Annotated in this window: 17 protein-coding genes and 1 tRNA gene; 15 read left to right on the forward strand and 3 right to left on the reverse strand. The window is 68.9% G+C overall.

Annotation, left to right across the window (positions count from 1 at the left end):
* The first annotated feature begins 186 nt into the window (after positions 1 to 186).
* Together mtaB and ftsY are read left to right on the forward strand one after the other, a co-directional pair.
* On the forward strand, positions 187 to 1,434 hold the full coding sequence (mtaB, locus tag IEW24_RS26070) for a tRNA (N(6)-L-threonylcarbamoyladenosine(37)-C(2))-methylthiotransferase MtaB (protein ID WP_244644691.1): 1,248 nt from the start codon (positions 187 to 189) through the stop codon (positions 1,432 to 1,434).
* On the forward strand, positions 1,431 to 2,372 hold the full coding sequence (ftsY, locus tag IEW24_RS26075) for a signal recognition particle-docking protein FtsY (protein WP_188583842.1): 942 nt from the start codon (positions 1,431 to 1,433) through the stop codon (positions 2,370 to 2,372). Before mtaB ends, ftsY begins: the two co-directional genes overlap by 4 nt.
* Positions 2,373 to 2,390: 18 nt before the next feature.
* On the opposite strand, the gene IEW24_RS26080 is transcribed toward ftsY, so the two are convergent.
* On the reverse strand, positions 2,391 to 3,299 hold the full coding sequence (locus IEW24_RS26080) for a LysR family transcriptional regulator (RefSeq protein WP_188583843.1): 909 nt from the start codon (positions 3,297 to 3,299) through the stop codon (positions 2,391 to 2,393).
* Between the two features lie 116 nt (positions 3,300 to 3,415).
* Here IEW24_RS26080 and IEW24_RS26085 point away from each other — a divergent pair, with 116 nt between their 5' ends.
* Positions 3,416 to 4,243: an oxidoreductase gene (locus IEW24_RS26085; protein ID WP_188583844.1), complete on the forward strand. Its 828-nt coding sequence runs from the start codon at positions 3,416 to 3,418 to the stop codon at positions 4,241 to 4,243.
* Positions 4,244 to 4,389: 146 nt separating this feature from the next.
* Positions 4,390 to 4,465: transfer RNA gene (locus tag IEW24_RS26090), tRNA-Ala, on the forward strand.
* Between the two features lie 84 nt (positions 4,466 to 4,549).
* Here the strand turns inward: IEW24_RS26090 and IEW24_RS26095 are convergent.
* Both IEW24_RS26095 and IEW24_RS26100 read right to left on the reverse strand, forming a co-directional pair.
* The gene (locus tag IEW24_RS26095) at positions 4,550 to 6,265 is read right to left on the reverse strand and encodes an ABC transporter ATP-binding protein (RefSeq protein ID WP_188583845.1); all 1,716 of its coding nucleotides are present in this window, start codon (positions 6,263 to 6,265) and stop codon (positions 4,550 to 4,552) included.
* Positions 6,262 to 7,989, reverse strand: coding sequence for an ABC transporter ATP-binding protein (locus IEW24_RS26100; protein WP_188583846.1), 1,728 nt, complete (start codon positions 7,987 to 7,989; stop codon positions 6,262 to 6,264). The genes IEW24_RS26095 and IEW24_RS26100 overlap by 4 nt, the downstream gene beginning before the upstream one ends.
* A 355-nt stretch (positions 7,990 to 8,344) precedes the next feature.
* On the opposite strand from IEW24_RS26100, the gene IEW24_RS26105 reads away from it, so the two are divergent.
* The 11 genes from IEW24_RS26105 (at position 8,345) to IEW24_RS26155 (ending at position 21,275) form a co-directional block, all read left to right on the forward strand.
* Entirely contained in the window at positions 8,345 to 10,528 is a 2,184-nt protein-coding gene (locus IEW24_RS26105; protein WP_188583847.1) for a TonB-dependent receptor, read from the forward strand.
* A gap of 161 nt (positions 10,529 to 10,689) precedes the next feature.
* The gene (locus IEW24_RS26110; RefSeq protein WP_188583848.1) at positions 10,690 to 11,652 is read left to right on the forward strand and encodes a helix-turn-helix transcriptional regulator; all 963 of its coding nucleotides are present in this window, start codon (positions 10,690 to 10,692) and stop codon (positions 11,650 to 11,652) included.
* A 1-nt stretch (position 11,653) separates the two neighbouring features.
* A complete protein-coding gene (locus IEW24_RS26115; RefSeq protein ID WP_188583849.1) occupies positions 11,654 to 12,655 on the forward strand; it encodes a helix-turn-helix transcriptional regulator in 1,002 nt (333 codons plus the stop codon).
* A gap of 295 nt (positions 12,656 to 12,950) precedes the next feature.
* Entirely contained in the window at positions 12,951 to 15,131 is a 2,181-nt protein-coding gene (locus IEW24_RS26120; RefSeq protein WP_188583850.1) for a TonB-dependent receptor, read from the forward strand.
* 95 nt (positions 15,132 to 15,226) lie between these two features.
* Positions 15,227 to 16,471: an MFS transporter gene (locus IEW24_RS26125; protein ID WP_188583851.1), complete on the forward strand. Its 1,245-nt coding sequence runs from the start codon at positions 15,227 to 15,229 to the stop codon at positions 16,469 to 16,471.
* Positions 16,472 to 16,565: 94 nt separating this feature from the next.
* Positions 16,566 to 17,297 (forward strand): septum site-determining protein MinC, encoded by a 732-nt coding sequence (gene minC, locus IEW24_RS26130; protein WP_188583935.1) that lies wholly within the window; start codon positions 16,566 to 16,568, stop codon positions 17,295 to 17,297.
* A gap of 31 nt (positions 17,298 to 17,328) precedes the next feature.
* Entirely contained in the window at positions 17,329 to 18,144 is an 816-nt protein-coding gene (gene minD / locus IEW24_RS26135; RefSeq protein ID WP_188583852.1) for a septum site-determining protein MinD, read from the forward strand.
* Positions 18,141 to 18,401, forward strand: a complete 261-nt coding sequence (minE, locus tag IEW24_RS26140; protein WP_188583853.1) for a cell division topological specificity factor MinE — start codon at positions 18,141 to 18,143, stop codon at positions 18,399 to 18,401. The genes minD and minE overlap by 4 nt, the downstream gene beginning before the upstream one ends.
* Before the next feature lie 461 nt (positions 18,402 to 18,862).
* Positions 18,863 to 19,132 (forward strand): acyl carrier protein, encoded by a 270-nt coding sequence (locus IEW24_RS26145; protein ID WP_188583854.1) that lies wholly within the window; start codon positions 18,863 to 18,865, stop codon positions 19,130 to 19,132.
* Positions 19,132 to 20,331 (forward strand): acyl-CoA dehydrogenase family protein, encoded by a 1,200-nt coding sequence (locus IEW24_RS26150; protein ID WP_188583855.1) that lies wholly within the window; start codon positions 19,132 to 19,134, stop codon positions 20,329 to 20,331. Before IEW24_RS26145 ends, IEW24_RS26150 begins: the two co-directional genes overlap by 1 nt.
* The gene (locus IEW24_RS26155; protein WP_188583856.1) at positions 20,328 to 21,275 is read left to right on the forward strand and encodes an amino acid--[acyl-carrier-protein] ligase; all 948 of its coding nucleotides are present in this window, start codon (positions 20,328 to 20,330) and stop codon (positions 21,273 to 21,275) included. The genes IEW24_RS26150 and IEW24_RS26155 overlap by 4 nt, the downstream gene beginning before the upstream one ends.
* Positions 21,276 to 21,416: the final 141 nt, after the last annotated feature.

Raw genomic sequence — 21,416 nt, forward strand, 5'->3', positions numbered from 1 at the left:
GACGCGCCCCCTCCCCCCCTGCGGGGGAGGGCTGGGGAGGGGGGTAATGCCCTCTCCGCTGAAGCACGATCAGCCCAGTCTGCGGGTACGACAGACGCAGCCGCGTTACCCCCCTCCCAACCCTCCCCCGCAAGGGGGGAGGGCTTTGCGGGCGCGGCGGGCGGTGCGCAGGCGGGGGTCGAGGTCATCACCTTCGGCTGCCGGCTCAACACGCTTGAGAGCGAGCAGATCCGCCGCGCCGCTACCGACGCCGGCCTCACCCGCACGGTGATCGTGAACTCCTGCGCCGTCACCGCCGAGGCGGTGCGGCAGGCGCGGCAGAACATCCGCCGCCTGAAGCGCGCCGATCCGGGCCTGAAGGTCATCGTCACCGGCTGCGCCGCCCAGACGGAACCCGCCACCTTCGCCGCCATGGCGGAAGTGGACCGCGTGGTGGGCAACGGCGCCAAGGGCGCGCCCGAGACATGGGCGAAAGCGCGCGCCGCCTTCGATTTCGGCATAAGCGCGGAAGAGAAGATCGTCGTGGACGACATCTTCGCCGTGCGCGAGACCGCGCTCCACATGGTGGACGGCATGGACGGGCGCACCCGCGCCTTCGTGCAGGTGCAGAACGGCTGCGACCACCGCTGCACCTTCTGCATCATTCCCTATGGCCGGGGCAATTCCCGCTCCGTGCCCATGGGCGAGGTGATCAGCCACATCCGCGCGCTGGTGGAAGCCGGGCAGAGCGAAGTGGTGCTCACCGGCGTGGACCTCACCTCCTATGGCGGCGACCTGCCGGGCGCGCCCACGCTGGGCCGCCTCGTGCGCACCATCCTGAAGCAGGTGCCCGAACTCCGGCGCCTGCGCCTCTCCTCCATCGACAGCGTGGAGGCGGATGCCGACCTGCTGCGCGCGCTGGCGGAAGAGGAGCGGCTGATGCCGCATCTGCATCTCTCGCTGCAATCCGGCGACGACATGATCCTGAAGCGCATGAAACGCCGCCATTCCCGTGCGCAAGCCATCGCGCTCACCGGCGAGATGCGCCGCCTGCGGCCCGATCTCGTGCTGGGCGCGGATCTGATCGCGGGCTTTCCCACCGAGACCGAGGCCATGGCCCGCAACTCGCGCGCCATTGTCGAGGATTGCGGCCTCACCTTCCTGCACGTCTTCCCCTATTCCGCCCGTGCCGGCACGCCCGCCGCGCGCATGCCGCAGCTGCCCGGCCCGCTGGTCTCCGCGCGCGCCCAGCGCCTGCGCGAGGCGGGGGAGGCGGCGCTGCGCCGTCATCTCTCCCAGCAGGTGGGAACGTGGCGGCCGGTGCTGGTGGAACGCGGCGGCATCGGCCGCACCCCCCATTTCACGCCGGTGCGTTTGCGCCGGCCGGCGCAGCCGGGCGCCGTGATCGATCTGCGCATCGCCGGGCATGACGGCGCGCGTCTGGTGGCTGCATGAGCGAAACGAATCCTCCCGAAAAGACCGGCTTCTGGCGCCGCCTCACCAGCGGCCTCGCCCGCACCGCCACCTCGCTGACGCAGGGCATCACCGACCTCGTCACCAAGCGCAAGCTGGATGCGGAGACGCTGGAGGAACTGGAGGACGTGCTGATCCGCGCCGATCTCGGCACGGTGCCCGCCGCTCGCATCGTCGAGGCCGTGGGCAAGGGCCGGCACGACAAGATGATCGAGCCGGACGAGGTGAAAAACCTCATCGCCGCCGAGGTGGAGAAGATCCTCGTCCCCGTGGCCAAGCCCCTCGTGGTGGATCGCAGCCAGAAGCCCTTCGTGGTGCTGATGGTGGGCGTGAACGGCTCCGGCAAGACCACGACCATCGGCAAGCTCGCCCAGCAATGGAAAGCCGAGGGGCTCAAGCTGACGCTCGCCGCCGGCGACACCTTCCGCGCCGCCGCCATCGAGCAGCTCAAGGTGTGGGGCGCGCGCACCGGCGCCCATGTGGTGGCGCGCGAGCAGGGGGCGGATGCCGCCGGTGTCGCCCATGACGCCATCACGGAAGCCCGCGCCAACGGCTCCGACGTGCTGATGATCGACACCGCTGGCCGGCTTCAGAATCGCGCCGAGCTGATGGACGAGCTGCAGAAGGTGGTGCGCGTCATCAAGAAGCTGGAGCCCTCCGCGCCGCATGCGGTGCTGCTCGTGCTCGACGCCACCGTGGGCCAGAACGCGCTGACGCAGGTGGAGGTGTTCACCCGCATGGCGGGCGTGACGGGCCTCGTGATGACCAAGCTCGACGGCACTGCGCGGGGCGGCATCCTTGTCGCCATCTCCGAAAAGCACCGCATCCCGGTGCACATGATCGGCGTGGGCGAGGGTGCGGACGACCTTCAGGCCTTCTCCGCGAAGGACTTTTCCCGCGCCATCGCCGGGCTGAACTGAGATCGGGCGGAGCCGGGCTCACCCCGGCTTCGCATTGGCCCGCAAAAAGTCGATGAGCGCGCGCACGGCGGGCAGGGCATAGCGCTGGCGCGGATAATAGAGGTGCCAGCCGGGGAAGGGCGGGCAGAAGGCCTCCAGAACCGTCTCCAGCCGGCCGGCCTCCAGCAGCGGCTGCATCCAGCGCGCCGACCAGTAGGCGAAGGCGATGCCCACGCCCTGCGCCGCCGCCTCCAGCGCCATCTCACGATGGGAGACGATGAGCGGGCCCTCGGGTGCGACCGTGATCCAGCGTCCGTCGTGAAAGAACTCCCAATTGTAGATCTTGCCGCTGCCCGGCTTGCGCCAGTTGATGCAGGCATGGGCATGCAGGTCGGCCGGCGTTTCCGGCCGGCCATGCCGCGCGAGATAGGCGGGTGAGGCCACGGCCAGCTGGCGCAGTTCGCCGCCCAGCGCCACCGCCACCATGTCCTTCTCCAGCAGTTCGCCCAGCGTGATGCCCACATCGAAGCCGCCGGCCACGATGTCCTCCACCGCATCCGAGATGGCCAGCTCCAGCACGATGTCCGGATAGGCCGCGTTGAAGGCGCCGAGCATGGGCTCCACCAGCACCGTCGCCGCCAGCCGGGGCACATGCAGGCGCACGGTGCCGGAGGGCGCATCGCGCAGGGCGCGGGCCTCGTCCACCGCCGCCTGCATCTCCGCCATGGCCGGCTGGAAGCGGGTAAGCAGGCGGCTCCCCGCCTCGGTCAGCGAGACGCTGCGCGTGGTGCGGTTGAGCAAGCGCACGCCGAGCCGCTCCTCCAGCGTGCGGATGGTCTGGCTGAGGGTGGAGGGCGAGATCCGCAGCCGCTCGGCGGCGCGGGCGAAGCTGCCGGCCTCAGCCACGGTGGCGAAGGCCTTCAGGTCCGCATATTCGTGGCCGCGCATTATGCCTCAATATCCAATGAGTTCATTCCAATTCTAGCCGATAGTTCGATCAGTCCGCCATGCCTATGTCTCGCTCCATCGCCGTCGGCCCCGGCGGATGCAGGAAAGGGACACGGATGGACAGCAGGAACTTTCTCATCACCGGCGTGAGTTCCGGTTTCGGCCGGGCGTTTTCCCGCGCGGCACTGGCCGCCGGGCATCATGTGGTGGGGACTGTGCGCAGCGCCGATGCCGCCGCCGCCTTCGAGGCCGACACCGGCGGGCAGGCGCTGCAACTGGACGTGACGGACTTCGACGCCATCGGCCCCGCCGTGGCGGGCGTGGAAGCGGAACTGGGGCACATCGACGTATTGGTCAACAATGCCGGCTACGGCCATGAGGGCACGCTGGAGGAAACCTCCCTCGACGCGTTGCGCCGGCAGTTCGACGTGAATGTCTTCGGCGCCGTGGCGATGATGAAGGCGGTGCTGCCCGGCATGCGCCAGCGCCGGGCCGGCCACATCGTCAACGTGACCTCCATGGGCGGCTTCATCACCATGCCCGGCATCACCGCCTATTGCGGCAGCAAGTTCGCGCTGGAAGGCATTTCGGAGGCGTTGGCGAAGGAGGTGGCAGCCTTCAACGTGAAGGTCACGGCGCTGGCGCCGGGCTCCTTCCGCACCGATTGGGCCGGCCGCTCCATGGTGCGCACGCCGCGCGCGATTCCCGATTATGACGCGGTGTTCGATCCCATCCGCGCCGCCCGTCAGGCCAAGGACGGAAAGCAGGCGGGCGATCCCGACAAGGCGGCAGCCGCTTTGCTCAAGCTGGTCGCTTCGGAAGATCCGCCGCTGCGCCTGCTGCTGGGCACCGACGCCTTGGGGCTGGTGCGCGACAAGCTAGAGACGGTGCAGGCGGAGATCACCGCGTGGGAAGACCTCACCCGCTCCACGGATTTCGTATGAGCCCCTGGTATGGCACGCGCTCCCGCCGGTTGCGGCGGGGCGCCCGGGCGTGCGCGGATGACGAGCTGTGTATGGCGGAAAAATCCCCCTTGGGGGTCGCTTGACAGGGGGGCAGGGCACCCCGTAAATGGCGCCTCCCATGGATCGGGGCCGTAGCTCAGATGGGAGAGCGCTGCAATCGCACTGCAGAGGTCAGGGGTTCGATTCCCCTCGGCTCCACCACTTCCCGATCCGGTTTCATGACATTCGACATCCAGCGCCGGGCGGGCTTCCGCTTGCCGTGAGCGGTTGCCGCGGTGTGCCGCTTCAGCCGCCATGTGCCGCGCGATGAAGCGCTGCGTAACGACCCCCGCGGGCCAGCAGCGCCGCAGGCGCGCCGTCTTCCACCAGACGGCCACCCTCCAGCACCAGAACCCGGTCGGCGGCCGACATCCATTCGAACTGGTGCGCCACCACCACGATCGTCCTGCGGCCGCGTAGCGTGGCCAGCAGGCGGGTGAGGGCCTGCCGGTTCTCCGCATCCAGCGCGCTGGTGGGCTCGTCGAGCAGCAGGATGGGGGCATCCTTCAGCAGCGCGCGGGCGATGCACACCCGCTGGCGCTCGCCGCCCGAAAGGCCATGCCCGCCTTCCCCCACCTCGCACGCCCAGCCGCCGGGCAGGCGCGCCAGCATCTCGTCGAGCCGCGCGAGGCGCGCCACATGCGCCAGCGCCGCCGCATCGGCCTCGGGCCGCGCCATCAGCACATTGTCGCGGATGGTGCCCGAGAACAGATGGGTGGTCTGGAACACCGGCGCGATCAGCCCCGCCAGCGCGGCGGGATCGAGATCGCGCACATCGGTGCCGCCGATGCGTACCGCCCCCGCCGAGACATCGCAGAAGCGCGCCAGAAGATGCAGCACCGTGGACTTGCCCGCCCCCGAGGCGCCAACCAGCGCCGTGGTGGTGTTCTCGGCCAGGGTGACGTCGAGATCGTCCAGAACCGGCGTGCCCGGCGCATAGGCGAAGCGCACGGCCTCGAAACGGATGTCGTGCCGCGCGGGCAAGGCGGCGGGCCGCGACGGTGCGGGCAAGGGCGGCTCGGCGAGGATGCCTTCCACATGGGCGAGTTCGCCCGAGGCCATGCGGATGCCGGCGCTCGCCGCCGCCACATCCCCCAGCGGCTCCAGCACCCGGTTGACCAGCACCAGAAGCGCGATGAGCACCGGCGCATCACCCGCTGAGCCACCGAGCACCATGAGCGCGGTAAGCGCCATGAGGCCCAGGAACCCCAGCTGCACCAGCCAGGAATTGGCCACCAGCGGCGGCAGCACCATCCAGATCTGCCGGCGGCTGGCGTGGGCGAGATCGGTGAGCGCATCCTTCAGTGCCGCATGGCCCCGTTGCGTCACGCCGAAGGCGCGCAGCACGCTCTGGGCCTGCGCATATTCCATCACCCGCTGGCCGGCCTCTTCCGCCGCATGGTGCACGGCGCGGTCGGCCGCCTGCCCGAGCCGGCCGCCCCACCAATAGACCAGCGCCAGCAGCGGAAAGGTGGCGGCCGCCGCCAGCGCGAGGCGGATGTCGAAGAGCGCGATGGCGAGCACCAGAACCGGTGGCACCACCGCCGCCCGCACCAGCGGCAGCAGCTGATGCGCGGGCAGGGCCAGGAGCTGCATCACGCCCTGGCTGATGGTCACGGAAAGCCGCGCCGTGTGGAGCGGGGTGAACCAGCCCAGAGGGAGCGCGGCGAGATGATCGCCGATCTGCCGGCGCACGTTGCGCAGCACCGCCAGCGCCAGCTCGAAGCCGGCGAGCGCCGCCGCATGGCTCGCCGCCCAGCTGGCCAGCGTCGCCGCCAGCATGGCCGCGCACCACAGGATGGCCCGCGTGTGCGCGCCTGTGAGCAGCGCGTCCAGCACCGGCACCACCAGCGCCAGCGCCAGCCCTTGCAGCACGCCGGCCACGGCGGCGGCGGTGAGGAAGGCGGGGATGCGGCGGGCATCCTGCGCCGCCATGAGGCGCGACAGACGGGCGAGGATCATGATGCGGTCTCCGGCGCGCCGTGCTGCATCTGCCAGAGCCGCGCATAGGCGCCGCCTTGCGCCAGCAGCGATGCGTGGGTGCCGCGTTCGATGATCCGGCCCCGGTCCAGAAACACGATCTGGTCTGCGCCCGCCGCCAGATCGAGATCGTGGGCGATGAGCAGGATGGTGCGTCCGGCGGAGCGCCTGAGGAGCGCGGCGAAGGCGCGCCGGATCTCGGCCTGCGCGGCGCCATCCGCATGGGCGGTGGGCTCGTCGAGCACGAAGGCGTCCGGCGCGTGCAGCAGCGCGCGGGCGATGGCGATGCGCTGGGCCTCGCCGCCGGAAAAGCGCGCTTCCTCGCCGCAGATGGCGTCATAGCCGCGCGGCAGCGCCATGATGCGCGCGTGGATGGTGGCGGCGCGCGCCGCCGCTTCGATCTCGGCGGGCGTGGCGTCGGGGCGGCCGAGGGTGATGTTCTCGCGCACGCTCGCGCGCAGCAGGTGCGTGTCCTGGAACACGAAGCCCATGTGCCGGTAGAGCGCGTCCGCCGGAATGTGCCGGAGATCCGCACCGCCGATGGTGATGCGGCCCTCATACGGCCCGTGGAAGCGCAGCAGCAGCCGGGCGAGGGTGGATTTGCCCGCGCCCGAGGGGCCCACCACCGCCGTCAGCGTGCCCGGCGCCAGCGCGAGATCGATGCCGTCGAGCACGGGATCCCTGCCGTTATGCGAGAAGTGCACATTCTCCAGCCGCACCGCGCCGCCCACAGGCAGCTCGGGGGCTTCGGGCGGGGTCTCCTGCGGCAGGGCGAAGAGCGCATCGAGCCGCGCCATTGCGCCGCGCGCGGTCTGGAGCGATTGCGCGCCCGTCACCAGCCGGCCGACGGGCGCGGCAAGCGCGGGCGCGAACAAGGCGAAGGACACCAGCGTGAGCGCATCCATTGCGCCCATGCTCACCAGAAGCGTGCCGGCGCAGGCGGTGAGCGTGAGCAGCGTGACGGGCGCGATGATGAGACTGGCGACGCTCTCCGGCCGCAGCAGCGGGCGCACCCATGCGGTGAAGAAGGCTTCGAAGCCGGCGATGGCCTCCCGATAGGCGCGATGGGAGCGCATGGCGCCGCCGAACATCTTCACCGTGGACATGCCGGCGACGAATTCCACCACCGCCTGGTTCACTTGCCCCAGCGCGGTGCCATAGGCCGCCATCCGCCCGGCGCTGCTGGCCGCCAGCACCCGGCGATAGAGCAGCAGGAACAGCGGCAGGGGTAGCACCAGAACCAGCGCCAGAGCCGCATCCTGCACGAACAGGAAGCCGTAGATGGCGAGCACGGTGACGGCGGCATTGGTCAGATCGATGAGCGCATGGGCGATGAGATGGTGCAGGGCCAGCACATCATCCAGCACCGCCTGCTTGATGCGCCCCGAGCCCATGCGGGCCAGCGCGGTGAGCGGCGCGCGGCCCATATGGTCCGCTGCGGCGAGGCGCAGGCGCAGCGCCAGCGCGTTGTCGGCGAAATGCGTGACCAGCTCCGCCAGCCCGCGCAGGGCGAGCCCGCCGCCGAGCCCGGCGGACGCGAGCAGGATGGTGCGCCACACCGCCTCCGCGTCAGGCGCGCCGGACAGGATGTCGCGCGCCAGCACGCCCATGCCGGCGAGCGGGGCGAGCATGAGCAGAGCGGAGGCCGCCTGCAGCAGCATGGCGAGGAGGAGGGCGGCCCATGCCGAGCGCAGGTGACTGATCATAGGCTCATCGGAGAAGAGATGTCCGTTGGGCCGCGCGGAGCGTCCCGTTCAGCTTCTGGACCTTGCTAGCCAATGGGCGCCCGCCCGGCCATGCCGGGCACCTTTGCCAAAGGACAAAATGCATATGCGCACGGCCGCGCGCGCTGGAACGGCCTCGACGGCGGCGTGCATCCGGCCTGAAATGAGAGCAATTCCATTGTCGTTCCGCAAAGGAGATTCATCCGCCGGCAAAGGTGGCGGCACTGGCTGCCGGCGGCATCCCTCTCTACTCATCGGAAGGACAGCGCCGCCGCTCGCTGCGCCTCCCGATGCGTCGGGAGGCCGGGCCGCGCGCACATGCCTGCCGGAGACACACGTGCCCTCGCTCCCCAACCCCCGTCTCGCGCTCCTTCTCACGCTGGCCGCCGGCCTTGGCGGCGTGACGTCCGCCGCCGCGCAATCCGCCGCTGCCGGGGCAGGGGAGACGATCGCGCTCGACGCGGTGGAGGTGACGGCCCGCCGCGATGCCGAGCCGCTGAGCGCGGTGCCGGTGAGCGTCGGTCTGGTGCGGGCGCAGGATCTGGAGCTGGAGGCGCCCACCAATGCGGCCGTGGACATCTCCCGCGCGGTGCCGAACTATGCGGTGACGGATGTGGGCAACCCGCTGTTCGCCTTCGGCGCCATCCGTGGCGTGGGCACGCTGAGCTTCCCGCAGAACCCGTTCGATTCCACCATCGGCTATGCGCTCAACGGCAATCCGCTCTCGCTCTATTCCGGCTCGCAGCAGATGCTGGATGTGGAGCGCGTGGAGGTGCTGCGCGGGCCGCAGAACGTGCTGTTCGGCCGCTCCAGCGAGGGCGGCACGGTGAATATCGTCACCGCCCAGCCCGATGGCGTGCGCGACATGCGCGTGCGCGGCGAGATCGGCACCAATGGCAATTACCTCACCGACGTCATCGCCGGCGGCACGCTCATTCCCGGCGTGCTGAACGGGCGCGGCGCCATCCGCTTCACCGGCGGCAAGGGCGATGTGACGAACCTCCTCACCGGCCAGACCCTGCCGGACCAGCAGATCGCCGCCGCGCGCGGCTCATTGCGGCTGTTCGCCGGGGAGCGCACCACGATCACCGTCTCCGGCTTCTACGAGAACAACGAGAGCGACACCTTCAATTATATCCTGCGCGGCGGGGCGAACTATCCGGCGGTGATGCTGGACCAGCCGCTGGGCTTCTCGCGCCGGCTGGCCATCGGCACGGCGGAGGTGAAGCACGCATTCGATGATTTCGACCTCACGGCCACCTTCAGCGTGCAGGACATCACCTCGCACCAGAATTCCGATAATACGGACGCGCTCATTTATGCGCAGGTGACGGGGCTTTCGCCCTCCTTCTTCACCGGCACTGCCGGCCCGGCCTGCACCGACTGCACGCGCTACAAATTCCAGGAGACGGCCTATTCGGCCGAGGTGCGGCTCTCCTCTAGGGCCGATGCGCCGGTGCGCTGGACGGCGGGCGTCAGCTATTACCATTCGGATTTCGAGCAGGGCGGCACCAATGTGTCCTCCTTCGGCCCGACCCAGAACGGCACCTACAACACGCAGATGACGCTCGACAGCACGTCCGCCTTCGGCGAGATCGGCATTCCGCTGAACGAGCGCTGGACGCTGACGCCGGGCGTGCGCGTGGGCTATGACACGCTCTCCCGCGACGGGCTCTACATCTCCAACGGCGCCGCCGGCACGGTGCCCGCCTTCGCCGAGAGCGGCGAGGTGAGCGACCCTTATGTGGCCGGCGGTCTCTCGCTCTCCTACAAGGTGGATGCGGACAGCCTCGTCTACGGCTCCATCCGGCGCGGCTATTCCAACGCCGGCTTCCCCTATTTCAACATCTTCTCGGTGTTCGGCCAGCCGGCTCCCTCCTATCCGGCCTCCTATGCCTGGACCTATGAGATCGGCGGGCGCACGGCGCTGCTGGACGGGCGGCTGAGGCTGGACGGCTCCATCTTCTACAACAATGTGCAGGACGGCCACGTCAACGCCTTCGATCTGCTGGCGAATTCCTTCACCATCACGGCGCTCGACTATTACACCTACGGCTTCGAGGCCAATGCGCGGCTGCGCATCAACGAGGGCCTGAGCGTCTATGGCGGCATCGGCTACACCAAAGCCGCCTTCTTCGATGTGGCGACGGGCGATGCCTCCGGCGCGGCCGATGGCAACAGCCTGCCGAACGTGCCCAACTGGCAGGGCGTGGCGGGCATCGAGACCAGCACGCCGCTCTCCTCCCTCGGCCTGCCGGGGCGGCTCGTGAGCAATGTGGAATACCAGTTCGCCTGGGGCGGACGGGCGGCGGACCTTGCCAACACCTTCTATCTCGCGCCCTACAACATCGTGAATGCCCGCGTGGGCTGGCAGGGCGAACAGGTGAAGGTCTATGCCTTCGCGCGCAATCTGTTCGACGACAATATCGAGACGGCGGGCACGGCCTATACCAGCACGGTGTTTGCAGTGACGCCGGGCCTCGGCCGCGTGGTGGGGCTGGGCGCGGAGGTGCGGTTCTGAGCCGGCGCGACGGGCTGGCGCCGGCGCCGTCTGGAACACTCCCAATGTTCGGCCGCCGCATGGATTTGGGGCAGCGGAGGCGGTACCCTCAGGGCAGGTTTCCAGCAACGCGCCAGCATATGGGCAGGATGTACGGACAGGCAGCCGGAGACGGCGCGGCAATGAGCGGGCAGGCAATAGCGGCCTCCAGCCTGACCGATGTGGCACGCGACTGGGGCTATGCCTGCGGCGTCAGCGAGGCCGGCCCCGCCGTGGGCGATGTGGCCACCGATGCGCTGCTGGCGCGCGGGCTGCTGGCCACGCGGCAATTGTCCTCGGGCCTTCGGCTCTGTGCCTGCGACCTCACCACCTTGTCCGGCAATCGCCGCACCGGCACGTTCACGCGCTCGCTCAACATCATGCTCGTGCTCGACGGCATGGCGCAGCACTATCTGGTGGATGGCCGCGCGCCGCTCACCGTGGGTTGCGGCGAGGCCATGGCGGTGGCGGTGTCGGACAGCCTCTCGCTCACCGAGGTGCTGAAGGCGGGGGACCGCACCCGCAGCCTCGTGCTGCAGGTGCATGAGGACGATGCAGCCGATCCCGAGCTGGCCGAGGCGCTCCATCGCCGGCTCGCCCGCACCCGCTGCGCGCCGCTCGCCTTTTCCCGCCGTGCCGGCCAACTGGCCCATGCGCTGTTCCAGCCCGACGCCGCCGGGGTGGTGGGCCGGCTGCGGGTGGAAAGCTGCGCGCTGGAGCTGCTGGCGCTGGCGCTGGAGGACGAGCCGGAGGAGAGCGGCCCCGTCCATCCACGCGACCGGGCGCGGCTTCTGGCGGTGCGCGATCATCTGCTGGCGCATCTGGATGCGGACCACCGGCTGGGCGATCTGGCGCGCATGGCGGGCATGAGCCCCTCCAGCTTCAAGGTGAAGTTCGCCGCCGTGCTGGGCCAGCCGGTGTTCCATTTCCTGCGCGAGCACCGCCTTGAGCGGGCGCGCACCGGCCTGCGCGAGGAGGGCTGGAGCGTGGCGCAGGCGGCCTTCCATGTGGGCTATCGGCACCCGGCCAATTTCACCACCGCCTTTCGCCGCCGCTTCGGCGTCTCCCCCACCGCCGCCCGGCCGGCGGGGGCTGCGGATGCCTGACATGCGTGCGTCTCCCGATCCCGCGGCGGCACAGGACGTCATCGTCTCGGCGGAGGCCTTTTCGGAAGCCTCCATGCGCTTCTGCGACCGCTATGCGCTGGATGACGGCGCGGCGGCGGGGCGGCAGTTGTTCCGGGGCCAGCTCGCCACCCGCGAGCTGAGCACCGGACCGCGCCTCAGCACCGCCGAGATGATCGCGCTCAGCGACAGCACCCACAAGGCGATCTTCCCGAAATCGCTCAGCCTCGTGCTGACGCTGGATGGCCTCTCCTCCGAGTTCGATCCCGGCAACGGGCGCGAGCGCATGGTGCTGCGGCCGGGCGAGGCGGCCTTCTTCTCCTTCTCCGACGAGGTGGAGACGCAGGGCCACTACCGCAACGGCCACAGCTGCAAGTCCATCCTCATCCAGCTGCGCCCCGGCACCATCGCCGAGGACAGTCTGGCCGAGCATGTGGAGCGCTGTGTCGCCGGCAGCCACATCCGCCCGCTGGGCTTCAATCCGCGCATGCATGCGCTCTCCGAGCAGCTGTTCGGCCGCTCATCCGAGGGCGTGGTGGGGCGGCTGCTGATGGAAAGCAGCGTGCTGGAGCTGCTGGCCATCGCCATCAGCTGCGCGGACGATATCGGCCGTGCCACCCGTGCCGTGGTGCGTGCCTCCCATCGTGCGCAGATGGCGCGGGTGCGCGATCTCATCATGGCGGAACCGGCCGCGCCCCACAGCCTGCAATCGCTGGCGCGCGAGGGCGGGGTCAGCGTGTCCGGGCTGAAGGCCAAGTTCCGCGAGGTCTATGGCCAGTCGGTGTTCGCCTTCCTGCACGACGTGCGCATGGAGCGGGCGAAGGAGGGGCTGCTGCGCGAGGGCTGGACGGTGGCGCAGGCGGCGCATTTCTCCGGCTATGCCCATGCGAGCAATTTCTGCACCGCCTTCCTGCGCCATTTCGGCACCTCGCCGGGGCGCATGAGCGGCCAGCCGGACGACATTGGCCGCGCGGGCCATGCGTGAGCCGTCCGTCCTTCTGCGTCACCCTATAATAAATCAAAATATAGAGTTCGGCCCTGATCCTATTCGCGGTTGAAGTGTTTTGTCCTCCCGCATAATCGTCCTGTCCCGGATCATAATGGGGCACGTTCTGGCCAGCTCTCGGATATGGAATAAGCGGCCAATCAGCCGCCGCATCATGCGGTTTCCCGCGGGAAACCATCGGACGCGGCGGTTTTCTGAGGAAGCCGGAGGGATGAGGGCAATGGAGTTCCCAGCGCGTGGGGGCCGGCGTGGCCGGAATGCGGGACAGAACGGCGTGGCTGCGGCGGTGCAGGGGCGCAGCTGCCTGCATCTCCATCTGCTCTGCGGCGTGGCGGTGATCCTGTCCATGGGCGCGGGTTCGGCGCGGGCGCAGCAACTGGCGGAGGATGGCTCCATCCTCCTGGACGTGGTCTCCGTGGAGGCCCGCCGCTATGGTGAGGATGCGCTCAGCGTGCCCATCAGCCTGTCGGTGGTCAGTGGCGCGCAGCTGGAAAGCGAGCGCGTGAGCGTGATGGAGGATCTCTCCGACCGCGTGCCCAACCTGCTGATCCCCAATTACGGCGACGACCCGCGCACGGCGCAGCCGATCATCCGCGGCATCGGCACGCTGTCCACCATGCTCTCGCCCGACAACAGCACCGCGCCCACCATCATCGATGGCGTGCCCATGCCGGCCTTTGCCGCCAATGCGCAGCTGCTCGACATCGGGCAGGTGGAGGTGCTGCGCGGCCCGCAGGGCACGCTGTTCGGCCGCAATTCCACCGGCGGTGCCATCAATGTCATCAGCGTGCTGCCGGACGGCAAGCCCGGCGGCATGCTGATCACGGAAGTGGGCACCGACAGCGCGCTGAAGGGCGAGATGAGCTTCGGCGGGGCGATCACGGACACGCTCTACAGCCGCTTTTCGGCCCGCTACCAGCGGCGCGGCGCCTATGTCACCAACGACCATCCCGGCGCGGACGACATCGGTGCCATGGATGTGGGGGCGTTCAAGTCCTCGTGGCGCTGGCTGCCCAGCCTCGGCACCGAGATCCGCGTCACCGCCGGCTATGAGAAATACAACGGCGACACCGGCTATCCCTATCTGCTGCGCGACAACAATGCCTATCAGCAGACGCCGGTCTTCGAGCGCGACCTGATGTATCTGACGGTCAACGGCTCGCATGATTTCGAGCATTTCACGCTGAAGACCGTCACCGGCGTCACCTATTACGATATCTACAACTGGACCGACAATTCCGACGGCTATGTGAACAGCGCCACCTTCGGCGCCTATGGCATGCCGGTGCCGGTCTCGGCCTATACGTTCGATGGCGACTACAACGTCACCGGCCAGCGCGAGACGCAGCTCTATCAGGAGGTGCGCCTGCAGTCGCTGGAGAATGCGCTCACCAAATGGGTGCTGGGCGGCGTCATCTCCTACAATGACTTCACGGAGAATGTGTACGGCTCCTCCTCCATGTCGGCGTCCATCAACGGCACCCGCGACGTCAATCTGAAGGGCACGTCGGCGGCGCTGTTCTTCGATGTGGCCCAGCCCTTCGCGGAGCGGTTCGAGATCGGCTTCGGCATGCGCTACACGCACGATCGCAAGTCCATCGACGCCACTTATCTGTCGAACGGCTTCCCCGGCACGGTGGCCGCCTATGCGCAGGATGCGGCGCGCAATTTCGACCTGCTCTCGGGCCGCCTGTCGCTCAGCTACAAGCTCACCGACGACAGCCTGATCTATGCCAGCCTCAACCGGGGCACCAAGGCGGGCGGCTATCCGCGCTTCACCGGCAATGCCGCCATCGGCGAGCCCGAGCAGGGTTATGACGCCACCACCGTGTGGGCCTACGAGCTGGGCACCAAGGCCCGCATCCGCGAGACCGGCACCTCCTTCAGCGCGGCGCTGTTCTACAATGACGTGAGCGACGAGGCGATCTTCGGCTATGACGCGCTCACCGCCTCCTTCCCCATCGAGAATTTCGACCTGAAGACCTATGGCGTCGAGGGCGAGGTGCAGCAGGAGCTGGCGCACGGCTTCGGCCTGTCGGCGGGCTTCGCGCTCACCCATGCGGAGATCACCGGCGTGCCGCTCAACAGCGTGCTGCCGGCCACCGTGGGCAACGAGGTGCCCAACGTGCCGCTGTGGTCCGGCAACATCCGCCTGACCTATCAGGGGCAGACGGGCTTCATGGGCTTCGATGCGGCGCGGCTCAACGGCTATCTGGCCTATCGCTATGTGGGCGAGCGGGCCGGCGACACCGCCAACACCTTCGATCTTGATCCGCAGCACATCATCGATGCGCGCCTCGGCGTGAAGACCGGCCGGATGGAAGTCTATGCCTATGGCGAGAACCTCGTCGGCGAGCTGCTGGAGCAGCAGGGCGCCAACATGACGGGCAGCATCAATTCGGTGCTGGTCTCGCGCGGGCGGGTGCTGGGCCTCGGGGTGGCCACCACGTTCTGAAACCCCCATCGCGCCTCCCCCGGGGCGCACAGTTGAAGACGCGCGCCGGCCGCAGCATTCGTGCTGCGGCCGGCGTCATTGTGGAGAAGCCGCTCATGACCCCCGCCCACTGGCTGCTGATCGCCAGCCTCTATGTCACCCAGTTCCTGCCGGTGTCCTTCTTCTTCATGGGCCTGCCGGCCATCCTGCGCAGCGAGGGCCGCTCGCTGGAGGAACTGAGCGTGCTTTATCTTCTGGGGCTGGTGTGGGTGGTCAAGGTGCTGTGGGCGCCGCTGGTGGACCGCATCTCCTTCGGTCGCCTCGGCCATTATCGCGGCTGGCTCATCTTCATGCAGAGCGCGATGATCATCATGCTGCTGCTCATCTCGCGCATCGACGGCGTGTCGGACATGGGCCTGCTCATGGCGCTGAGCCTCGTGCTCACCATGTGCGCGGGCACGCAGGATATCGCCACCGATGCCATCGCCGTGCGCCTCATCCCGCCCGGTATGCGCGGGGTGGGCAACAGCCTGCAGGTGGGCGGCGGGCTGGTGGGCATCGCGCTCGGCGGCGGGGCGACGCTGGCGCTCTACAATCTGGTGGGCTGGGCCGGTTGCCTGTGGCTGATGGCGGCGGTGGTGGCCACCACGCTGGTGCAGATCGTCCTGTTCCGCGAACCCGCCGCCACGGAAGCGGAGGAGGAGGCGAAGGGTGGGGCAGGGCAGTCCTATGCGCGGCTGTGGCGCTTCTGGCGCCGGCCGGGCATCGGGCGTTGGGCGCTGGTGATGATGCTGACGCCTGTGGGCATCGGCATGGTGTTCGGCCTGCTGACCCCCATGCTGGTGGATATCGGCTGGTCGCTGGAGCGGGTGGGCTTCACGCTCAACGTCACCGGCTCCCTTGTCGGCCTGCCGGCGGTGCTGATCACCGGCGTGCTCATCCGCAGATGGAGCCGGCGCGCCATGCTGGTGGGGGCGGCGCTGGTGCAGGCGGCGGCCATCCTCGCCTTGCTGCCGCTGGCCGGGGGCGAGCGGGAGAGCCAGCTGGTGCTGCCGGCGCTGTTGCTGGTGTTCCTGATCTACAATCCCATCGCCACCATCATGATGACCATCATGATGGACCATGCCGATCCGCGCACGGCGGGCACGGATTTCACCGCCCAGTGCAGCTTCTACACGCTGATGGGCTTTGCCTCTGGTGCGCTGGCGCTCAGCATCGCGCAGGCCCATGGCTATCGGGTGCTGGTGCTGGTGGCGGCGGGCTGCGCGCTGCTTGCGGGCGCGCTGGCGCTGTGGCTGTTCCGCGATCCCGCGCGGGAAAAGCCGGCGGTGGAGAAGGCGGCGCCAACCCCGGCGGAGTGAGGGCAGGGGGCGGAATCCACAACTCCCGTTAACCCCTCTTTACGGCTGGTTAACCATTCCGTCGCTAAATCTTGGCAACCGAAAATTCACGAAGATAACCGCCGTGTTAACCACACCCCGGCCGATCCGCCTCAAGGGGCGCTCCTATCTTGCCCTCACGCTCAAGCCCGATCTGCCGATCGAGGACTGGCTGATGCGGCTCGACGACCTCGCGGCCCGCTCGCCCGGTTTCTTCCTGCGGCGGCCCGTGGTCCTGGATGTCGAGGAACTCGACATCGACCGCACCCAGCTGCGTGCGCTGTCCACCCAGCTCGCGGCCCGCAATGTCCGCGTGCTGGGCATCGAGGGTGCCCGTCCCTCGGCGCTTGCCCCCGATCTGCCGCCCGCCATGTCCGGCGGCCGCGACAGCGGCGAGACGGTGGAGGAGAGCACCGCTCCCGCCTCCGGCCGCAGCGTGGTGGTGGAGCGCATCGTGGAGACGCAGCCGCGCAAGGCCTCGTCCTCCCTCATCCTCGACGAGAACGTGCGCTCCGGCCAGTCGATCATCCATCTGGATGGCGACGTGACCGTGATGGGCAACATCGCCTCCGGCGCGGAAGTGATCGCCGGCGGTTCCATCCATGTGTACGGCACGCTGCGCGGCCGGGCGCTGGCGGGGGCCATGGGCAATGGGGAAGCCCGCATCTTCTGCCGCCGGCTGGAAGCGGAACTCGTCTCCATCGACGGCCTCTACAAGACCGCCGATGACCTTGGTCCGGACATCCGCGGCCATGCCGTCCAGTTCTGGCTGAACGGCGAAACATTCAACGTCGGATCGCTCGCCTGAAGACGGCGCGTCCATTTAACAGGAGAGATCGATGGGCAAGGTAGTCGTAGTCACTTCGGGCAAAGGCGGCGTGGGCAAGACCACCTCGTCCGCTGCCCTCGGCGCCGCTCTCGCACGCGGCGGCGAGCGGGTCGCGGTGGTGGATTTCGATGTGGGCCTGCGCAATCTCGACCTCGTCATGGGCGCCGAGCGCCGCGTGGTCTATGACCTCGTGAACGTGATCCAGGGCGAGGCCAAGCTCTCCCAGGCCCTCATCCGCGACAAGCGGCTGGAGACCCTGCACCTGCTGCCCGCCTCCCAGACCCGCGACAAGGACAACCTCACCCCCGAGGGCGTGGAAGCTGTCATCGGCGCGCTGAAGGAGAGCTTCGACTGGGTGATCTGCGACAGCCCGGCCGGCATCGAGCGCGGCGCGACGCTGGCCATGCGCCATGCGGACGTGGCCATCGTGGTCACGAACCCGGAAGTGTCCTCGGTGCGCGACTCGGACCGCATCATCGGCCTGCTCGACAGCAAGACCGTGAAGGCCGAGAACGGCGAGCGCATGGAGAAGCACCTGCTGCTGACCCGCTATTCGCCCAGCCGCGCCGAGCGGGGCGACATGCTGAAGGTGGACGACGTCCTCGAAATCCTGTCGATCCCGCTGCTGGGCATCATCCCCGAGAGCATGGACGTGCTGCGCGCCTCCAACCTCGGCGCCCCCGTCACGCTGGCGGATGAGCACAGCGCGCCGGCTCTGGCCTATTTCGATGCTGTGAAGCGTCTGCGCGGCGAGAACCTGCCAGTAACTATTCCGGGCGAGAAGAGAAGCTTCTTCGGCAAGTTTTTCGGAAGGAAAGCGGCATGAACCTGCTCCGCCTTTTTTCAAGGCCCCCGTCGGCTCCGGCCGCGCGCGAGCGCCTGCAGGTCCTGCTCGCGCATGAGCGCGGGTCCATGGACGGCCCTGACCTCGTATCCAAGCTCAGGGAAGAGATCCTGCGCGTGATCGCCAAGCACATGCAGATCGATGACGACAAGGTCAGCGTCCGCATGGAGCGCGGGGCCAGCGTCTCCACCCTCGCGGTGGACATCGAGGTGCCGCTCGGCGGCAAGCGCGCCGCGTAAGTGCGCGCCACCTGACTGTTGCCCGCCGGACATTTCGCCCGGCGGCATCCTGACCGTAAGCAAAGGCCCGCCCGAGCGGGCCTTTCGCGTTTGTGCGTCTCCGGCCCTGCCGTTGAGACAGGCGCCCCGCGCGCCGGCCCTGCGTGGCCTCGCTGCCCCGCCCAAGCCTCTCTCCCGAGCCGCTCTCCCCTGCCGCGCGTGCCGTTTTCAGGCGCCCGACAGCCGGACAGCTTTACCTTCTGTAAGCCCGCATCCGGCCGGCGCCTGCCCGCGTATGAGGGGGCGATCACGCGCCGGCGCCTGCGCTTCCGTGCCGCTGCGGCACCAAAGCCTGGCACAAGCCTCACAGAGGTAACTATCATGAATACGGTACTTCAGTATTCCACTTTTACCGCTCATTCATCATTAATGCGGTATCAAGGTAACTGATTTGTGAGTTCAGTGTTTGGTGGGAGGTCCCTGTGCCGATTGCCCATGACGACGCGGAGCGCATGGTCCGCGAGATTCTTCGCCAGCACGGAAAGCTGGCTGGTTCCACCGCCGCCATCGCGGTCGATGCCGATCTTTATCGCCTCGGCCTGTCCTCGCTGGCCACCGTCAACGTCATGATGGACATCGAGACGCGCCTCGATGCCGACATCCCCGAGGCGGCACTGACGCGGGAGACCTTCCGCACCATCGCCAGCCTCTGCGCCCTGGTCACGAGCCTTTCCGCCGCGAGCGCGGCGTGATGGACGCGCCCGCATCCGCAGCCACACAGATCCCCACCGCGCCGGACTGGACCAGCGTCTGCGCCATCGCCCGCAGCCATGCGGTGGCGGTGGATGAAGCGGGCCGTTTCCCCGTCGAGGCGGCGGCGGCGCTGCGCGCGTCCGGCGCGCTCACCATGGCGCTGCCGCGGGACCTTGGCGGCCGGGACATGGGCTTCGCCACGCTGGCCCGCATGGCCTGCGAGCTGGGCGCGGCCTGCGCCTCCACCGCCATGGCCTTCGCCATGCATCACAACCAGCTGGCCTGCCTCATCCGCCATGCGGGGGAGGGGGCGTGGCTGCGCGATTTCCAGCGCCGCATCGCCGATGAGGGCCTGCTGCTCGCCTCCGCCACCTCGGAGGAGGGGATCGGCGGGCGCCTGCGCACCAGCCGCTGCGCCGTGACGCCGCTCGCGGGCGACAGATTCGCGCTGGAGAAGGCGGCCTCCGCCGTCTCCTATGGCGCCGAGGCCGACGCTTATCTCGTCACCGCGCGCCGTGCGCCGGATGCGGATGCCGGCGATCAGGTGCTGGTGGTGCTGCCGCGCGATCAGGTGAGGCTGGAGGCGAAGGGCGGCTGGGATGCGCTCGGCCTGCGCGGCACCGCCAGCGGCGCCTTCCACATCGCGGGCGAGGGGGAGGCGGGCCAGATCCTGCCCGTACCCTTCGGCGTGATCGCCACCGAGACCATGGTGCCCACCTCGCACATATTGTGGGGCGCGGTGTGGCTGGGCATCGCCATGGACGTGGTGGCGCGCTGCCGCGCCTTCCTGCGCCACCGCATGCGTACCAATCCGGATGCGGCGCGCGTCGGCCTGCCGCTGCTGGCGCAGATGACCGGCCTCGTCACCGACATGGACACCTGCCTGCGCCGGGCCATCGCACTGTATGAGGCGGGCCACGCCGCGCGCGAGGCGCTGGACATCATCCTGCTGAAGACCAGCCTGTCCGAGATGGCGCTGCGGGTGGCGACCACGGGCATGCGCGTGTGCGGCCTCTCCGGCTATCGCAACGACACGCCCTACAGTCTCGGCCGCCACCTGCGCGATCTCACCGCCGCGCCGCTCATGATCAATAACGACGCCATCCTCGGCGATGCCGGCCGCCTGCTGCTGGCGACCCGCCTCACGGTCGGGCAGTTCGATGCGGCGCACGAGGCGGGAGAGGAGATCGCGCAATGACGCATGAGACCCTGGCCCCCGAAGGCGAAACCCCGCTCTCCCCGGCGGCAGCCTATCGCGCGGCGCTCCTTGACGCCGGCCTGCTCATCCCCACGGGCGTCGATGGCCTCTATGGCCGCAGCGAGACCTATGAGCAGGTCGTGACCGCCCTTGAGCAGTCGATCACACGCCTGTCCGCCGCCGACAGGCCGGAGCAGATGCGCTTTCCGCCGCTGCTGTCGCGGCAGGATTTTCTCGCCAGCGGCTATCTGAAGGGCTTTCCGCATCTGGCTGGCACCATCAGCTGCTTCTGCGGCAATGAGGCCGACCACCGCCGCATGCTCGCCTGCATCGGCGAGGGCGAGGATTTCTCGCAGTTCCAGCAGCCGGCGGACGTGGTCGTCACCCCTGCGGCCTGCTACCCCATCTATCCGGTCATCGCTCGCCGTGGCCCGCTGCAGGCGGGCGGGCTGGTGGTGGACGTCTCCTCCTGGTGCTTCCGCCACGAGCCCTCCGTGGACCCCTGCCGCATGCAGATGTTCCGCATGCGCGAGAATGTGCGCATCGGCACGCCGGATGAGGTGGTCGCCTTCCGCAATCGGTGGCTGGAACGCGGGGCGGCGTGGCTGGAGCGCCTCGGCCTGCCGTTCGAGGCGGCGCTGGCGAACGATCCCTTCTTCGGCCGTGCCGGGAAGCTGATGGCCGATGGCCAGCGCGATCAGGAGCTGAAGTTCGAGATGCTGGTGCCCGTGGGCAGTGTGGAGGAACCTACCGCCTGCATGAGCTGCAATCTCCACATGACGCATTTCTCGGAAATCTGGCCGCTCACCACGGCGGATGGCGCCATGGCCCACACCGGATGCGTCGCCTTCGGCATCGACCGGCTGACGCTGGCTCTGTTCCGCCACCACGGTTTTACACCCACCAGCTGGCCCGCCGCCGTGCGGGCGGCGCTGTTCGGGTGAGCCCATGTTCAACGAACACCCGTTGCACCCTTCCCCCTCCCAACCCTCCCCCGCACCGAAGTCGGATGTTTCCGACTTCGGCACCTTAGTGCCGAAACCGGCGATGCCGGTTTCGGGCGGGAGAGGGCTCTCCCCGCCTGG

Source organism: Azorhizobium oxalatiphilum, assembly GCF_014635325.1.
Classification (GTDB): Bacteria; Pseudomonadota; Alphaproteobacteria; order Rhizobiales; family Xanthobacteraceae; genus Azorhizobium; species Azorhizobium oxalatiphilum.